The organism is Actinomadura sp. DC4, assembly GCF_030406325.1.
Lineage (GTDB): Bacteria > Actinomycetota > Actinomycetes > Streptosporangiales > Streptosporangiaceae > Actinoallomurus.
On sequence record NZ_JAUEQY010000037.1, the window covers coordinates 47,368 to 62,910 of the forward strand.

The 15,543-nt window shown below is 71.6% G+C and carries 13 protein-coding genes; 9 read left to right on the forward strand and 4 right to left on the reverse strand.

Going from position 1 to position 15,543, the window contains the following annotated elements:
• Nucleotides 1-244 precede the first annotated feature (244 nt).
• Nucleotides 245-421, reverse strand: coding sequence for a hypothetical protein (locus tag QWU11_RS40735; protein ID WP_290119917.1), 177 nt, complete (start codon nucleotides 419-421; stop codon nucleotides 245-247).
• 298 nt (nucleotides 422-719) lie between these two features.
• Between QWU11_RS40735 and QWU11_RS40740 the strand changes: the two genes are divergently transcribed.
• The 3 genes from QWU11_RS40740 (at nucleotide 720) to QWU11_RS40750 (ending at nucleotide 3,633) form a co-directional block, all read left to right on the forward strand.
• Entirely contained in the window at nucleotides 720-1,736 is a 1,017-nt protein-coding gene (locus tag QWU11_RS40740) for an alpha/beta fold hydrolase (RefSeq protein ID WP_290119918.1), read from the forward strand.
• 122 nt (nucleotides 1,737-1,858) lie between these two features.
• Nucleotides 1,859-2,641 (forward strand): hypothetical protein, encoded by a 783-nt coding sequence (locus tag QWU11_RS40745; protein ID WP_290119919.1) that lies wholly within the window; start codon nucleotides 1,859-1,861, stop codon nucleotides 2,639-2,641.
• The gene (locus QWU11_RS40750; protein ID WP_290119920.1) at nucleotides 2,638-3,633 is read left to right on the forward strand and encodes an LLM class flavin-dependent oxidoreductase; all 996 of its coding nucleotides are present in this window, start codon (nucleotides 2,638-2,640) and stop codon (nucleotides 3,631-3,633) included. The genes QWU11_RS40745 and QWU11_RS40750 overlap by 4 nt, the downstream gene beginning before the upstream one ends.
• Before the next feature lie 187 nt (nucleotides 3,634-3,820).
• Here the strand turns inward: QWU11_RS40750 and QWU11_RS40755 are convergent, their stop codons facing one another.
• Nucleotides 3,821-4,687 (reverse strand): LLM class flavin-dependent oxidoreductase, encoded by an 867-nt coding sequence (locus QWU11_RS40755; protein ID WP_290119921.1) that lies wholly within the window; start codon nucleotides 4,685-4,687, stop codon nucleotides 3,821-3,823.
• Between the two features lie 217 nt (nucleotides 4,688-4,904).
• Between QWU11_RS40755 and QWU11_RS40760 the strand changes: the two genes are divergently transcribed.
• From QWU11_RS40760 to QWU11_RS40775, 4 genes are all read left to right on the forward strand, one after another.
• A complete protein-coding gene (locus tag QWU11_RS40760; protein WP_290119922.1) occupies nucleotides 4,905-5,081 on the forward strand; it encodes a hypothetical protein in 177 nt (58 codons plus the stop codon).
• A gap of 135 nt (nucleotides 5,082-5,216) precedes the next feature.
• Nucleotides 5,217-6,218, forward strand: a complete 1,002-nt coding sequence (locus QWU11_RS40765; protein WP_290119923.1) for a MetQ/NlpA family ABC transporter substrate-binding protein — start codon at nucleotides 5,217-5,219, stop codon at nucleotides 6,216-6,218.
• Between the two features lie 50 nt (nucleotides 6,219-6,268).
• Nucleotides 6,269-7,333, forward strand: coding sequence for a methionine ABC transporter ATP-binding protein (locus tag QWU11_RS40770; protein WP_290119924.1), 1,065 nt, complete (start codon nucleotides 6,269-6,271; stop codon nucleotides 7,331-7,333).
• A gap of 1 nt (nucleotide 7,334) precedes the next feature.
• Nucleotides 7,335-7,994, forward strand: a complete 660-nt coding sequence (locus QWU11_RS40775) for an ABC transporter permease subunit (RefSeq protein ID WP_290119925.1) — start codon at nucleotides 7,335-7,337, stop codon at nucleotides 7,992-7,994.
• A 62-nt stretch (nucleotides 7,995-8,056) separates the two neighbouring features.
• Here the strand turns inward: QWU11_RS40775 and QWU11_RS40780 are convergent, their stop codons facing one another.
• On the reverse strand, nucleotides 8,057-9,049 hold the full coding sequence (locus QWU11_RS40780) for a YafY family protein (RefSeq protein ID WP_290119926.1): 993 nt from the start codon (nucleotides 9,047-9,049) through the stop codon (nucleotides 8,057-8,059).
• A 92-nt stretch (nucleotides 9,050-9,141) separates the two neighbouring features.
• Between QWU11_RS40780 and QWU11_RS40785 the strand changes: the two genes are divergently transcribed.
• Nucleotides 9,142-9,570, forward strand: coding sequence for a VOC family protein (locus QWU11_RS40785; RefSeq protein ID WP_290119927.1), 429 nt, complete (start codon nucleotides 9,142-9,144; stop codon nucleotides 9,568-9,570).
• Here the strand turns inward: QWU11_RS40785 and QWU11_RS40790 are convergent.
• Nucleotides 9,558-13,589 carry a glycosyl hydrolase gene (locus QWU11_RS40790; protein WP_290119928.1) on the reverse strand — a complete coding sequence of 1,344 codons (4,032 nt, stop codon included), beginning with the start codon at nucleotides 13,587-13,589 and terminating at the stop codon, nucleotides 9,558-9,560. The two genes, QWU11_RS40785 and QWU11_RS40790, sit on opposite strands and share 13 nt — an antisense overlap.
• Nucleotides 13,590-13,740: 151 nt before the next feature.
• Between QWU11_RS40790 and QWU11_RS40795 the strand changes: the two genes are divergently transcribed.
• The gene (locus QWU11_RS40795; protein WP_290119929.1) at nucleotides 13,741-15,540 is read left to right on the forward strand and encodes a DUF4118 domain-containing protein; all 1,800 of its coding nucleotides are present in this window, start codon (nucleotides 13,741-13,743) and stop codon (nucleotides 15,538-15,540) included.
• Nucleotides 15,541-15,543 lie beyond the last annotated feature (3 nt).

A 15,543-nucleotide genomic window follows, 5' to 3' on the forward strand; every position in this document is an offset into this window, starting at 1 on the left:
GAAGAATGATCGGAATCGCGTTCGAGACACAAATTTACTCGTTGAAGGGGTACATGATGCGCCGACGCCTGTCAGCCCTGCTCGCCGTAAAGGCAGTGGCACTGCTCGCACTATGCGCGGGCGCGCCGACGCTGGCTGCGCCGGACGCGAGCGCCGCGCCCGGTGGGCACCATCCGGCGACGCGTGACGACAGATCAGCGCACAGGAGGGCCGATACCGCCGACCGCTCCACCTCGGTGGGGATTCACGTGTTGCCCAGGTCAGGACCCACCGGCCCGGCGACGGGCGGCCCCGGAGGCACGACCTCCACCGGAGCCGGGGGCGGCGGCTCGGCCACCGCGCACTCCCGGTCGGACAATGCCGTCTCCGCCGACATCCACTCCGGCGGTGAACACGGCACGTCGTCCCACAACGGAGACACGTCATCCCACCATGGCTACGGCCACCAGAACCGTGGAAACACACCCTGGCTCTCCGGCCCCCACCGCGGCAGGGAGCATGGCACGCACCGCCCGCCCGGTCATGGTGGTCACCGCCACGGCCACCTGCCGTTCACGGGACGCAATACGGCGATCATCGCGTCGGCCGGAGCGGTGGCGGTGCTCGTAGGCGCCGCTCTGCTGTGGATGTCGTCCAGACGGCGGAAGCGGGCGGCTTAGCAGCGCTCGGCCGGCGCCTCGGCCCTTTACCGCGCCGATCGGACGTGCCAGCCTGAGCGGGTGAGGGCGTCGATCAGATACTGCGCCACGCCCGCCGGCCGGGTGGCCTATTCGACGATGGGCAGCGGTCCGCCGTTGTTGTGCGATTCAGGCTGGATCACTCATCTTCGCGGGCAGCTGGACCTGCTCTCCTTCGGCGCCTTCGTCGAGCGACTGGCGGAGCGGTTCACGGTGATCCGCTACGACAAGCCCGGGTGCGGCCTGTCGGACCGGGACGGCGTCGATCTGTCCTTCGACGGCCAGGTGGCCGCGGCACTGGCCGTGGTCGACGCAGTGGGCGCCCGCCGGTTCCGCCTGTTCGGTGCCTCGCAGGGAGGCCAGCTCGCCGCCGCGATCGCGGCTAGGCACCCCGAGCGGGTCGAGGCGCTCGTGGTGTACGGAATGTGCGCCGACGGCCGTGATCTGGCGTCTGCCGAGGTGAGGAAGTCGGTCGTCGATCTGGTGCGGGCTCATTGGGGCATGGGGCTGAAGGCGCTGGCAGGGGCGTTCATCACCGACCCCACGGCCGACGAGGTGGCGGAGTTCGCCCGGTTCCAGCGTACGAGCGCTTCGGCGTCGGTGGCCGCGCGGCTGCTCGAGGTGTACTACGAGACCGACGTCGGGGCGCTGCTTCCGGAGATCCGGACACCGACCGTGGTGCTGCATCGCGAGGCCGACGGCGGTACGGGGTTCGGGCTGGGGCGGGAGGTCGCCGCGCGGATTCCCGGCGCGGTGCTGATCCCGCTGCCGGGCTCCAGCCACATGTTCTACCACGGTGACTGGGCGGCGGTCCTGGAGGCGATGCTCGGGTTCCTCTGTGAGCCCGCGCCTACGGGAAAGCCGCTGACCGGCCGTGAGTTCGAGGTGGCCGAGCTCGTCACCGAAGGGCTGACCAACCAGGCCATCGCCCGGCGTCTGTCGGTCGGGCCGCGGACGGTCGAGACGCACGTGGAGAACGTCCGGCGCAAGCTGCAGGTGCGTTCTCGCGCCCAGATCGCGGCCTGGCTGACCGAGCAACGGCTTCGCCGGCATCCGTGACCGGCTCCGTCGTTCGCCGGATGCCGCGCCCGCCGTACGAGCGATAGGCGGCCCCAGCGTCGCTGTGCGCCCGTAATTCACCCGATGGCCCGCCCCTGGTCGGTGGTCCTAGCGTGGACGGTATGTCAGAAGATATGTCGTACGCGCCGGTGGCCGGCGGGCCGATTCCCACCCTGGCCGTCCCGTTCCGCTTCCGCGGCCCGGCGAGCAGCGCCAACGGTGGTTACGTCTGCGGGCTCATCGCCGGGCGCCTCGACGGCCCGGTCACGGTCACGCTGCGCCGGCCGCCGCCGCTGGACACACCGATGACCGTCGAGCCCGCCGGCGAAGGCTCGGTGAGTATCCGTCATGACGGCACACTCGTGGCCGAGGCCGTCTCCGTACCGGCCGGTCGGGCGCCGCGGACGCCCGGTGCCGTCTCGATGACCGAAGCCCGCGCGGCACAGGGGCGCGCGCGGTACTTCCGGGATCCGGCGTTTCCGGCCTGCTTCGTCTGCGGGACGGAACGGCTGCCGGGCGACGGCCTGCGAATCTTCCCCGGGCCCGTGAGCGGCGGTACGTCGCTGGCGGCTCCCTGGACACCGGACGCGTCGACGGCCAACGGCGAACGGAGCGTACGTCCGGAGATCGTGTGGGCGGCACTGGACTGCCCCAGCGGGATCGCCGCCATCGAGGCCGCCGACATCGGCGAGGACACCATCATCCTGCTCGGCCGGATGACCGCCCACGTGACGGCGCTGCCCACGGCCGGCGAGGAGTACCAGGTGATCGGCTGGCCGATCGGACGCGACGGCCGCAAGCTCACGGCCGGATCGGCGGTGCTGGGTTCGGGCGGCGAGGTGCTCGCGGTGGCCGAGACGGTGTGGATCACCATTGCGCAGCCGACCGCGGAAGGGGCGTCATGACGGCGCGGCGCGGCGTGGCGTTCACGCCGATGGAGACCCGGCGGGAGGTCATCGTCAGGGCCGCGGTGCTGGCCGAGGAACTGGGGTACGAGAGCTTCGCGGTACCCGAGGGATGGGGGCTGGACTCCACCCCGCTGCTGACCGAGGTCGTGCTGCGCACCGCCAGGATCCGGGTCGCCTCGGGCATCCTGTCGGTGTGGGGACGCACCCCGGGCACGCTGGCGATGACCGCCGCCACCCTGCACCAGATCAGCGGAGGGCGGTACGCGCTGGGCCTGGGCGCCAGCACCAGAGCACTGGTAGAAGGGTTCCACGACATCCCCTTCGAGCGCCCGGCCGACAAGCTGCGCGACGTCGTCGCCCGGGTCCGCGCACTGCTCGGCGGCGAGCCGGCCCACCTGCGCCGTGTCCCCGGCGCGCACGCGCTGCGCCTCGGCCAGGCGCCCGCGCCCGAGGTCCCGATCTGGGTCGCGGCGCTGGGCGAGCGTACGACCCGGGTGGCCGCCGAACTCGGCGACGGCTGGATCCCCGCCCTGGTGGCACGGGATCACCTGGCGCCCTGGGCCGGCCGGCTCAACCGGCTGCGGGAGTCCGCCGTCCCGGACGCGGGGCCCTTCACCGTGGCGGCCGGGCCCATCACCGTCGTCGACGAGGACCCCGACGCCGCACGCGACATCGCCGCTACGTGTACCGCCTGGTATCTGAGCGGTATGGGCGGCGTCTACGCCCGATCCGTGTCCGGCCAGGGCTACGCCACGCAGGTCGACGCGATCGTCGCCGCGAATCCCCGCCCGAGCCCGCGACGCGGGATCATCCCGCCCTCCGCCCGGCCCGTACTCGACCAGCTCGCCGCGTACGGAACGCGCGACCAGGTCAGGGAACTGATCGAGTCGTGGGACAAGGTGACCGACGTCGTCACGATCCTCCTGCCGCCGGGCATCCCCTGGCCCACCGTCGAGGCCACGCTCGTGGCCGCGGCTCCACCCGGCTGACCTGGCGGGGGCCCGACGTCGGCAGTACCCCGCGAAGGACGGCATATGAACGTCGTGATGACATGAATAGGAGGCCCGACGCCCCGCTCACGTCGGGCCTCCAACACAGAGAAGACGCGGCACCGGGAAGCCCGGTTCACAGGATCCTGCCGTCAATTCGAGAAAAATCAGCGTCGGCGGTCTTCGCTCAGGTCTGCAGGTCGGCGACGGCGTCGGCGAGGCCGGCCAGCTCCTCGTGCCAGGAGCCGTCGACCGACATCGGACGGACGACGAACTTCGACATCCCGACGTCGATGAACGATCGCAGCATCTCCCGCAGGGACGCGTAGCCGACCGGTACGAGGGTTCGCGGGTCGACGTCGCGGCCGCGCAGGCGCGCCGTGAGCGAGGCGAGCCGTCTGTCATCGAGCGGCCGGTGCGTGTAGGCGATGCTCATGCCGAAGTGCTCGGGATCGACGCGCCGGCCGGCCTGCCGAGCGGCGGCCTCGATCGCCGACTTGGCCGTACGCGCCTCTTCGGGAGTGCAGGAGGCGCCGAGCCAGCCGTCCCCGATCCGGCCGCATCGCACGAGCGAGGACTCGGCCAGTCCCCCGAGCCAGAGCTCCAGCGGGTCCTGCACCGGGCGGGGTGCGAGCGTGATCCCGTCGACCTCCTCGCCGGCCCACCATCGGCGCAACCGCGGGATCGTCGCCTCGATGGCGGCTCCCCGTTCCTTCACCGGCACGCCGATCGCGTCGCGTTCGGCCCCGTGCGCCAGGCCGGGCACGAAGGTGACCAGCAGCCGCCCGCGCGAGAGCACGTCCAGCGTCGCCAGCGACTTCGCCAGCCTGATCTCGTTGCGGCCGGGAAGAAGCATCGTGGTGCCGAGCTTGAGCTTCGGATGCAACTGCGCCGCGGTCGCCAGCGCCAGCAGCGGGTCCGGGCCAGGGCCGGTCAGGACCTCTGAGATCCAGAGGGAGTCGAAGCGCAGGGCGGCGAGGTCGGCCACGAGCGCGGCGAACCGGTCGGCATCGAGGTCGGCCTGCCCGAGCCCGACCGCGATACGAATCTTCACGAGCGCGTCTCCACCTGCATGCCTCCGATCAACGTACCCCGCGCCCGATCTCTTCCAGTGCCGCCCGCGAACCAGAATCCGAACAGCCCGCGGGCTCCAGCGGAAACGGCCGGAGGTACTCCTGACCGACCGGCCACGGGCCGCGAGAGCCGGGTTGCCGCCCGACACGCAGGAGCGCACTTGCGAGAGCATTACCTACTTAAATAGTATGAAAACCATGCTTTCTGGTCAGCCACCCCCTTGGAGCCGCGCGACCACGCTCTTCGAGCCGTCGTTCGCGGCCGGCGACGTCAGGGCTTCGGCGGCCGATGGGCCGGTCCTGCGTGAGGTGCTGCTGACCAGCCGGCGCGTGGTCGACTACGCGCAGGTCGCGAGCAGCCTCTGTTGTCGATGAGACCACGGCATCGCTTCTGATGACGTTCGTCCCTCGCGTGCTCGACGCACGCGACGCCCCCTCTTTTCCCGACGGCCGCCCCGTACGCGACGGCGGCCCGCCGGTGCTCTCATCGATGTAATCCCGGAGGTTGTTGTGTCTGATTCGTCCACGCCCAGCGAGCCGGCGGACGAGCCCCAGTCGCCCGGACCCCAGTCCCCGGAGGCCCGGTCGCCGGAGCCTCGGCTGCCGGAACGCAGATCCGGAGGCAGGCGACGCATCACCTGGATCGTCTCGGCCGTGGTCGCCGCCGTCATCGTCGTCGTGGCGGTCGTCGTCGGCGTCAGCGGTGGATCCGATGATTCCAAGACGGTACGCATCGGCGTCGCCGACGCGTCCGAACCGTACTGGAAGACCTACTCCGCGCTGGTGAAGAAGCGGCTGAACATCACCGTCACCTACGTCAACTTCAACGACTACAGCCAGCCGAACCCCGCGCTCAAGGAGAAGCAGCTCGACCTGAACCAGTTCCAGCACATCCAGTACCTGGCGAACTACAACGTCACCGCGCACGACGACCTGCAGCCCATCGGCGCGACGGCGGTCTACCCGCTGCCGCTCTACTCGCTGAAGTACCACACGCCGGACGCGCTGCCGGACGGGGCCAAGGTCGCGATCCCGAACGACGCGATCAACGAGGCGCGCGGGCTGCTGGTGCTGCAGGCCGCAAAGCTGGTGACGCTGAAGGACGGCGGCACGGCGTTCTCCAGCGTCTCCGACATCACGTCGCACAAGGTCGACGTGGTGACCCTCGACGCGTCCCAGACCGCCCGTGCCGTGCTGACCGGTTCGGCGGCAGCGGCGATCGTCAACAACAACTTCGCGACGAGCGCGAAGCTGCCCAAGACGAACGCGATCTTCCAGGACGACCCGGCGAGCCCGATCGCCGCCCCGTACGTGAACCTCTTCGTCTCCCGCGCCGCGGACAAGGACAACCCGACGTACCTGAAGCTGGCCGCGCTCTACCACGACCCCTCGGTGGAGAAGGGCGTCCAGACGGCCAACGGAGGCACCGCGGTGTTCCGCGATGTACCGGCGGCGACGCTGCAGTCGGAGCTGAGGACCGTCGAGGCGCAGGCCCAGGCGGCGAAGAAGTAGAAAGGGGACGGTGGCCCGGGACCGTACGGTCCCGGGCCACCGGTGCGATCATGTCCGTCACCACCAGCGACACCGGCTCGGCCGCCGAGCCGTACGTGCGGTTCCAGCACGTGACCAAGCGCTTCCCGGGGAACGGCCGGCGTGGCACGCTGACCGCGATCCGCGACGTCAGCCTCGAGATCGCCCGCGGCGAGATCTTCGGCGTGATCGGGCACTCCGGCGCCGGCAAGAGCACCCTCGTACGGCTGATCAACGGCCTGGAGACGCCCTCGGAGGGACGGGTCCACGTCGGGCCGCACGAGATCACGGCCCTGTCCGAACGCGGCCGGCGCGGCGTACGACGCGACATCGGCATGATCTTCCAGCAGTTCAACCTGTTCCAGTCCCGTACGGTCGCGGGCAACGTCGCGTACCCACTCAAGGTCGCCGGGGTCGGGAAGGCCGACCGTGACCGCAGGGTGGCGCGGCTGCTGGACTTCGTGGGGCTGCTCGACCGCGCCCACGATCACCCCGAGCAACTGTCCGGCGGGCAGAAGCAACGGGTGGGGATCGCCCGTGCCCTGGCGACGGAGCCCTCGCTGCTGCTCGCCGACGAGGCCACGAGCGCGCTCGATCCGGAGACGACGGGCGAGGTGCTCGCCCTGCTCCGGCGGATCAACCGCGAGCTGGGCGTCACGATCGTCATCATCACCCACGAGCTCGACGTCATCCGCAGCGTCGCGGACCGGGTGGCGGTACTCGACGGCGGCCAGCTCGTCGAGTCCGGGAGCCTGTACGAGGTCTTCGCCCACCCGCGTACCGAGGCCGCCGCGCGTTTCGTCGGCACGACGTTGCGCGACCGCCCGTCGGCGGCGACGCTGGCGCGGCTCCGGCGTGCGCATTCCGGCCGCCTCGTCACCTTCCGCGTGCGCGACCGTACGGGCTTCCAGACCGCGCTGGCCGCCACGTTCCTGCGCCACGAGGTCGCGGCGGAGATCGTCTTCGGCGGCATCAGCGAGTTGCAGGACCGGCCGGTCGGGAGCCTCACCTTCGAGCTGACCGGGCCGCCCGGCGCCGTCGACGCCTCGCTGGAAGCGCTGCGGGCCGACGGCGTCGAGCCGGCGGAGGAGGACTGAGATGCACGAGTTCGTCACCAACCTGCCCGTCTTCCGGCATGCGATCGGGCAGACCGCCTACATCGTGATCATCTCCGTGGTGGCCGGCGGCCTGCTCGGCCTGGCCATCGGGCTGGTCCTGTACGCGACCCGGCCGGGCAACCTCATGGCAAACCGGCCCGTGTACGTCGCCGCCAACATCCTCGTCAACGTCGTACGGCCCATCCCGTTCGTCATCTTCCTGACCGCGATCCAGCCGCTGATGCTGCACACGATCGGCACCACGATCGGCACCGACGCGGTCGCCTTCGCGCTGTCGTTGTCGGCGGCGTTCGCGGTCAGCCGCATCGTGGAGCAGAACCTGCTGACGGTCGGCCCCGGCGTGATCGAGGCCGCACGCGCGGCCGGCGCCCGGCCCGTGAGCATCATCGTCACCGTGCTCATCCCGGAGGCGCTCGGCCCGATCATCCTCGGCTACACGTTCATCTTCGTCGCGGTCGTCGACATGTCCGCGCAAGCCGGTCTCTTCGGCGGCGGCGGCCTGGGCGACTTCGCCATCACCTACGGATCACAGCGCTACAACTGGCCGATCGTCTACATCACCGTCGCCACGATCATCGTCATCGTGCAGGCGGGGCAGTTCCTCGGAAACCGGCTCGCCCGCCGCGCACTGCGCCGCTGACATGCCGACGACTCGGGCTAGGCGATCCTCGCGCTGGGCGCGGTGGCGTTGTTCTCCGCCCGTCAGGCGCGAGGCGGGCTTCGCCGGGCCGAGGACATGAGCCGGCCGGCGAGTTCCACGACGAGGTCGCGGAGTTCGTCCGGCCGCTCGATGACGAACGGCAGGTCGAGTGAGGCGAGCACGCCCGGCAGCCAGTCGAGCCGTTCGGCGCGGATCTCGACGCGGGACCACTGCCCGGTGCCGGCATCGGCGTCCGGCGGCTCCTTTACGACCGCGACGCTCGCCGGAAGCCGGGTGCGGATCTGCTCGGCCGTCCCCTGAACCCGCAGAGTCACCTCGTGCCGGTACGGGGCGGTGGCGAGCCCGGTCAGGACGCGCTCCGCCGGATCGAGTCCGGCGGGCGGCTCGAACGATCCGGGCAGAGCCCTCGTACCGGTGATGCGATCCAGCCGGAACGTCCGGTCCTCACCGGCCGCGGGATCCGCGCCCGTCACGTACCACCTGCCCGAGTGGGCGACGAGCCCGTACGGGTGCAGCGTGCGTTCGCTGCGACGGCCGTCGGCGGCGGTGTAACGGATCGAGATCGGCCGGTGATGGCGCACCGCGTCGGCGATCGAGAGCAGCACCGCGGTGTCCGGGACGGCCGGTCGGCCGGCCGGAGCGGTGAAGGCGAGGGAGTCGAGTACGGCGTCGAGTCTGTGGCGGAGCCGCTCGGGCAGTACCCGCCGGATCTTGGCCGCCGCCGTCTCGCTCGCCGTTCCGGTGGCCGTCATCAGGCCGGCTCGCTCTCCCGCGACCAGGCCGAGCAGCACGGCGAGCGCCTCGTCGTCGCTCAGCATGAGCGGCGGCATACGGTAACCGGCGGCGAGCCGGTAACCGCCATAGCGGCCCCGCACCGACTCGACGGGTACGTCGAGGTCCATGAGGTGGTCGACGTACCGCCGCACCGTGCGCTCGTCGACGCCGAGCCGGTCGGCGAGTTCGGCCACCGTGCGGATGCCGCCCGACTGCAGGAGCTCCAGCAGGATGAGGACGCGAGCGACAGGTCGGGACATGGTGGAAAGTCTCTCGCGAATACCGGGCGGATTCTGCCCGGTATTCGTCCTAGCGTGAGGTCACAAGCACCGACCCCGGCCAGGAGAGCACCATGAACCTCGTCTCGATCCGCATCATCACGGCCGACGTCGCCCGCCTCGTGGACTTCTACGAACGCGCCACCGGAACCCGGGCTAACCGCTCAGGCGATGACTTCGCCGAACTCCACACCGCCTCGGCCACCCTCGCGATCGGCAGCACCCGCACCGTGCCGCTGTTCGCGCCCGGCAGCGCCGATCCGGCCCAGAACCGCAGCGTCATCATCGAGTTCCTCGTCGACGACGTCGACGGCGTGCACGAGAGGCTGACCGGTTTCGTGGAGGACTTCGTCAACGAGCCCACCACCATGCCCTGGGGAAACCGCGCGCTGCTGTTCCGCGACCCCGACGGCAACCTCGTCAACTTCTTCACTCCCGTCACCCCGGCCGCCGTCGAGAAGTTCGCCGCGCGGCGGGCCGGCGCCGCCGGTCAGCCCGGGTAGGCGGTCAGTTCGACCACTCGTGAGTAGTCGCCGCTGTTCGACGCCGTGACGGACAGGCGTACCGCCGTCGCCGTCACGGCGTCGAACGACACGCTCATGTGCCCGGCCTCGTTGCCGCGGATCCGCCCCGCGGTGCGCCACCGCCCGTCGACGAGCGCCTGGACGTCCGCGTCGCGCAGCCCGTACCGGGCGGCCGGGTACTGCGCCGAGTCCAGCGTGTCGACGTCCACCCGCCCGATCCGGGCGGGCGCCGCGAGCGCCACCTGCAACGTGTCGGGGAAGGCGTCGATCGTGTCGTCGTTCCAGCCGTTCCCGGCCGCCCACCGGTCCGAGCCCGCATCCCCGTCGATCACCGACTCGGCCGGATAGCCCGGATGGGTCGACGACGCGGTGACCGTACCGAACCGGGTCGCCGGGGCGACGGTGACCGGGATCGCTTCGCGGAGGTCGCCTGCGCCGGCCGTGAGGGTGACCGTGGACGGGATCCGGGCGCCGTCCGGGGCGGTGACGCGCAACGGCACGCCGACCGAGCCGTTCCGCCCGACCGTCACCGCCGTGGTGGCCGGCGACACGCTCAGCCCGCCGTCCACCGCCGCCGTGACGGTGACCGGCCCGGAACCGCCGCCGAACCGCCGTACGGTCACCGCGGCCGTGACGGTCTGCCCCGGCGCCACGCCGACCGTACGCGGCACCGTCAACGCGACCACGCCCTGCGGTCCCGCCGAGCGCAGCGCGACGGCCGACCGTACGCTCGGGCGCAGCGTGACCGGGCCGAGCAGTCCGGACGGGCGACTGTCGCCGTGGGCGTTGGCGAGCGTGTTCGTGACGGTGACCGCGACGTCGTTGCGGCCGGCGTGCAGGGCGGCGGTCACGTCGAGCCGGTACGGCGGCCACAGCAGCGGGCCGAACGCGTGGCCGTTGACACTCACCTCCGCCACGTCGCGGACGCCGCCCAGGTCGAGGGTCCAGCGGTGCCCCGCGAGCCGCGCCGGGGTCACGTCGACGCCGCGCCCGTAGGTGGCACTGCCCGAGTACGCCGGGTCGGTCGCCGTCCACGAACCGAGCGGGCCGGTCGTGGTCGCCGGGCCGAGCGTTCTCCTCCAGTCACCGCCGAGGGCGATCGGCGTGAGCGGGTCGGCCACGCGTACGGTCCGGGCGAAGTAGCGGCCTCCCGCCGTGGCGACGAGCGGGTGGTCGCCCGGCACGGTCGCGGTGACGTCCGCCGTGACCGTGTTCCCGTGCGCCTGCACCGTGCCCGGCTCGAGCCCGTCCCGGTCCCCGCCGTCGACGAGGTGCGCGGCCGCGGGCGTGCCCCGGCGGAACATCACGATCGACGTCTCGTACGGGTCGAGCCGCAGCGGCACCGTCGTGGCGTGGCCGTCGGCCTCGAACTGCGGCGCGACCGCCGTGCCGCCGGTCCGCGGGTCCCAGATCTGCGGCGTGCCGGCGACCGGGAGACGCGCGCTCGTACGTACGGTGTCGCCGCCCTCGTTGTTGATCATGAAGGCGACGTCGCCGTCGCTGTAGAGGCGCAGGACGCGTACGTGCGGCTCGCTCGGTGTCAGGGTGGCCGCCGCCACGTCCCTGGTCGCACCGCCCAGGCCGCCGGTGCCGGCGATCCGGACCGCCCGGCCGGCACCGTACTCGTGCCGGGACGGTTGCGCCCCGAACAGCACGCCCAGCGCGGACCGCAGCTCGGCGTCGTGCCCGTCGGTCTCCTCGGAAGGCAGGGATCCGACGGCGACGAGCGTCCCGCCGGAGCGTACGAACCCGGTGAGCGTACGGACGGCCGCCAGCGCGAGGGTCGGCGTCTGCGGCAGCACCGCGAACCGGTAGCGCTGCTCCCCGACCTGCAACGCGCCACCCCGTACCCGGGCCGGCGCGCGTACCGCCGGGTCACCGGACAGCGCGCCCTCGTCCAGCAGGTCGAAGTCGACCTGGGAGTCCTCCAGCGCGTCGTTCGCGGCGGTGAACGCGGTGTCGATGCCGGCGGCCTGCGGGGTGTGCTGCCAGGCGGCCGCCGCGCCGGACGGATCGATCAGCGCCGTCCGCGCCCGTGCCCGCCCCCGCGCGATCTGCATGACCCGCCCGGTCCAGGCCGTCAGCTGCGCGGCATCGTGCCACCAGGGGTTCTCGCTCTGGAACGGCGGCGGGTAGACGACGTTCGCCGGGTCGGTCCACATGGCGTGGTAGACGTCGAGGCTGATCCCGCGTACGGCGAAGGCGCCGATCAGCGAGCGCATGAAGTCCGGAGTGATCCACCAGCCCATCGCGCCGAAGTTCTCCAGCAGCACCTGCCGCTGCCCGTTCTGGTGCGCGACGCTCGCCGGCCAGCGCGGCAGCATCGTCCGGCCGCCCTGGGCGTACTGGTCGAACACGACGTCGGTCCCCGGGGCCTGCGCCCATTGATTGTCCTTGAGGATGTTCCCGCTCACCTCGAGCTGGCCCGCGGGCCCGAACTCGTCGTGCAGCGGGTTGGAGATGTAGCCGACGTGGTGCCGGTCCATCCACGTCGCCTGCTGGTGGTAGTACGCCTCGGCGAAACGGTCCGAGACGGCGCGCCAGTATTCGCCGCGCAGGGTCCGGCCCGTACGGCCCAGGTCGTCGAAGACACCGGTCAGCGCCAGGCCGGGTGAGGTGCCCAGCGTCTTCAGCGCCTTGGGCAGCGACGGTGACCAGGGCGTACCGGTGAGCGTCGGCTCGTCGTCCCAGAACCCGCGGATCACCGTGCCGAACGCGTCCGGGAAGCGCCGGTAGTACTCACCGGGAACGGCGTCCATGAAGCGTGCGACGGCCTCGTCGCTCATCAGGTCGAGGTACGTACCGCCGGCAGGTGCCGCGGTGAACGTGTCGATGGTCCAGGTTCCGGCCGGCACCTGCCAGCTCCCGCCCGCCGTCGCCGTCGCGGTCAGGTCGACCAGCCCGCCGCCGTCGGCCGATCCGGCGGGCCGGGCGGACGCGCCGACCGGCGCGGCGCCCGGATGCGGCCGGAAGTCCTCCAGCGCGGCCGCGTCGTCGAAGGTCTGCCGGTAAAGCGTCGTGCCGTCCGGCGCGGACACCCGCAGGTCGTCATAGCTCGATCGCTGGGTGGCCACGGCCCGTACGCCGACCGTGCCCGTCGCGTACGTGGCATCGGTGACGCTCGACCGCCGCGTACCGTCGATTTCGGTGGTGATCGTGTCGGCCCGTACGTCGACGCCGATCTCGTGCTCGGCGCTCGCGTCGAAGCCGGGAATCGCCGGCGAGGCCGCGATCCGCTCGAACGCGCCGGCCACCTGGCGGTACACGATGACCGAGCCGTCCTGGTCGGTGTCGACCAGGTAGCCGTCGTCCTCGTCCTTCGCGCGCACGACGATGCCCGCGGCGCCGTCCTGGCCGCGGCGGTGCGCGGTGATCGTGTAGTCGCCCCAGTCGCCACCCTGCCTCAGGACGCGGACGCCCTGCAGCGAGGCCGCGTCCACGACGAGGCGTCCGTCCGCGACGTCGAGCCCGGAGTCCGCGAGGGGGACCGTGGCCGGTCCGGTGACGGTGCGCTGATGGCGCGACAGGGTCTGCGCGGTCAGCTCCGGATGCGGTTCGTAGGTCCGCCCGCCGACGGTGCCGCCGGACGCGACGAGGCCCGCGGCCCGGCCGGACGGGAAGTAGTCGTCGTTGAACAGCCAGACCCGCATTCCGGTGGCCTTCGCCTCGGCCAGCGCGTGCCCGACGACGTCGAACCAGCCCGCGCTGAGGAACGCCGGCTTCAGCGCGGACGTCTGGAACGGGAAGATCACCGCGTTCTGCACGCCGCGCTGACGCAGGTCGGCCAGCTGCCGGTCGATGAGATCGTCCGTGACCGTGCCGTTCCAGAACCAGAGCACGGTCGGCCGGCTGTCCTTCGGCGGGTTCGCGAACGCGGCCGGGTCGAACCCGTGCGTCCGGCCTGCCGCGGATGGCGCCTGGGCGGTCACGGGCGCCGGCAGCAGCATCGTCGTCGCCAGCACCGCCGCGATGAGTACCCGGAGTCTCCTGCGCCGCATCAGTGCTCCTGCCCCTCGCCACGATCAATCGCTCGAACGGACGCCGACGGCTCGCCTCATGATGCTGCGCCGTGGTCTGACGCTTTGCAACGTCCCAAGATCACACACTTTGCGTGATCAGTTGATTTCGGCAGGTCAGGTACACTCAGCTATGCCCGCAGGTCTGCTGCCGTTGGTGCAGCGCTGGAGGCGTCCACCTCTCGCACTGGGAGTCCTGGCGGCCGTCGTGTGCGTGGCGGCGGAGACGCTCCTCGCTGATCTCCTCAAGCAGATCACGCCCGAACGCTCCCTGGGGATCCTCTATCTCCTGGGCATCGTGATCGTCGCGTCCGTATGGGGCCTCTGGCTCGGCATGGCGACCGCGATGATCAGCACCCTGGCCTTCGACTACTTCCTCATCCCGCCGATCGGCAGCCTGACGCTCGACAAGGCCGAGGACTGGACGGTGTTCGCGATCTTCATCGCCGTCACGCTACTGGCCGGTTCGATCTCCAAGCTGGCCAGGTCACTGGCCGCCGAGGCCGACGCGCGTGAGGAGGCCGACCTCTCCGCCGAACTGGCCCGCATCCTCCTGCACGCGCCGGACCTGTCGACCGCGCAGCCGGCGGCCGCGCGGCATCTCGCGGAGGCGCTCGAGCTGACGTCCGCCGCGATCAAGCTCGGCCCGCTCCCCGATGACGAGCACCGGGTGGCGTTTCCGCTGCACGGCGATGGGGTCCGGATCGGCGCGTTGCTCGTTCCCCCGGACCTGCCGCGGCCGACCCAGCGACGCCTGCGGGATCGCGTGGTGCCCTCCATGGAGGTGCTGCTGCAGGCGGCGCGGGAGCGCCAGCGGGTCGCGGACGAGCAAGCGGCGCTGCGCCGCCTGGCGACACTCGTCGCGCACGGCGCGCCGCCGAGCGAGATCTTCGGCGCGGTCGCACGTGAGGTGGGACAGATCCTGCCCGCACCGCACGCGGCGGTGATCCGCTATGAGCCCGATGACGTCACCGCGATCATGGTAGGCACCTGGAAGACCGCCATGACGCCCCTCGGCTCACGCTGGCCGCTGGAGAAAGGAAGTCCCGCGGAAGCGGTCGCACGGACGAAGGCACCGAGTCGCGTCGACGGTATCCAGGCCACCGTGGGCACCGGCAGGCTCCTCACGACGCTGCGCGAAATGGGCATCACCTCCGCCATCGGCTGTCCCGTCACCGTCGGCGGGCGCGTATGGGGCGCGGTGATCGCCGCGTCGACGTCCACGCCGCTGCCCCAGGACACCGAGAAGCGTCTGCTCGACTTCACCGACCTTCTGGTCGCCGCCATCGCGAACGCCGAGGACCGCGGCAAGCTCCAGGCCTCACGGGCCCGGGTCGTCGCCGCCGCCGACGCGACCCGCCGTTTCATCGAACGCGACCTGCACGACGGGACCCAGCAGCGCCTGGTCTCGCTCATGCTCCACCTGCGTGCGGTGGAAAGCACACTGCCGGCCGAGCTGGCGGAGTTCAGGGGGCTGCTGTCCCACACGACTCAGACTCTGGACGAGGCCCTCGAGGACCTGCGGGGAATCGCCCGCGGCCTTCTTCCGGCACTCCTGTCCAGGGCGGGCATCGAGCCCGCGCTCCGGGCGCTCGCGCGCTGTTCGACCGTCCCCGTCGAGCTCGACCTGCGTACCGGCGAACTGGCGGAGCATCTCGAGGTGACCGTCTATCGCATCGTGGCCGAGGCACTGACGAACGCGGCCCAGCACGCCGACGCGTCCGTGGTGCACGTCGACCTCGCCGCCGACGAGACCACCGCCAGGCTCTCGATCCGCGACGACGGCAGGGGAGGAGCCGATCCGGACCGCGGACGCGGGCTCATCGGCATCCGCGACCGCGTCGAGGCACTCGGCGGCAGGCTGGAGATCGCGAGCCCGGCGGGAGGTGGCACGTCGCTGCTGGTCGAGATCCCGATCGCCGGCGATCGATGACAC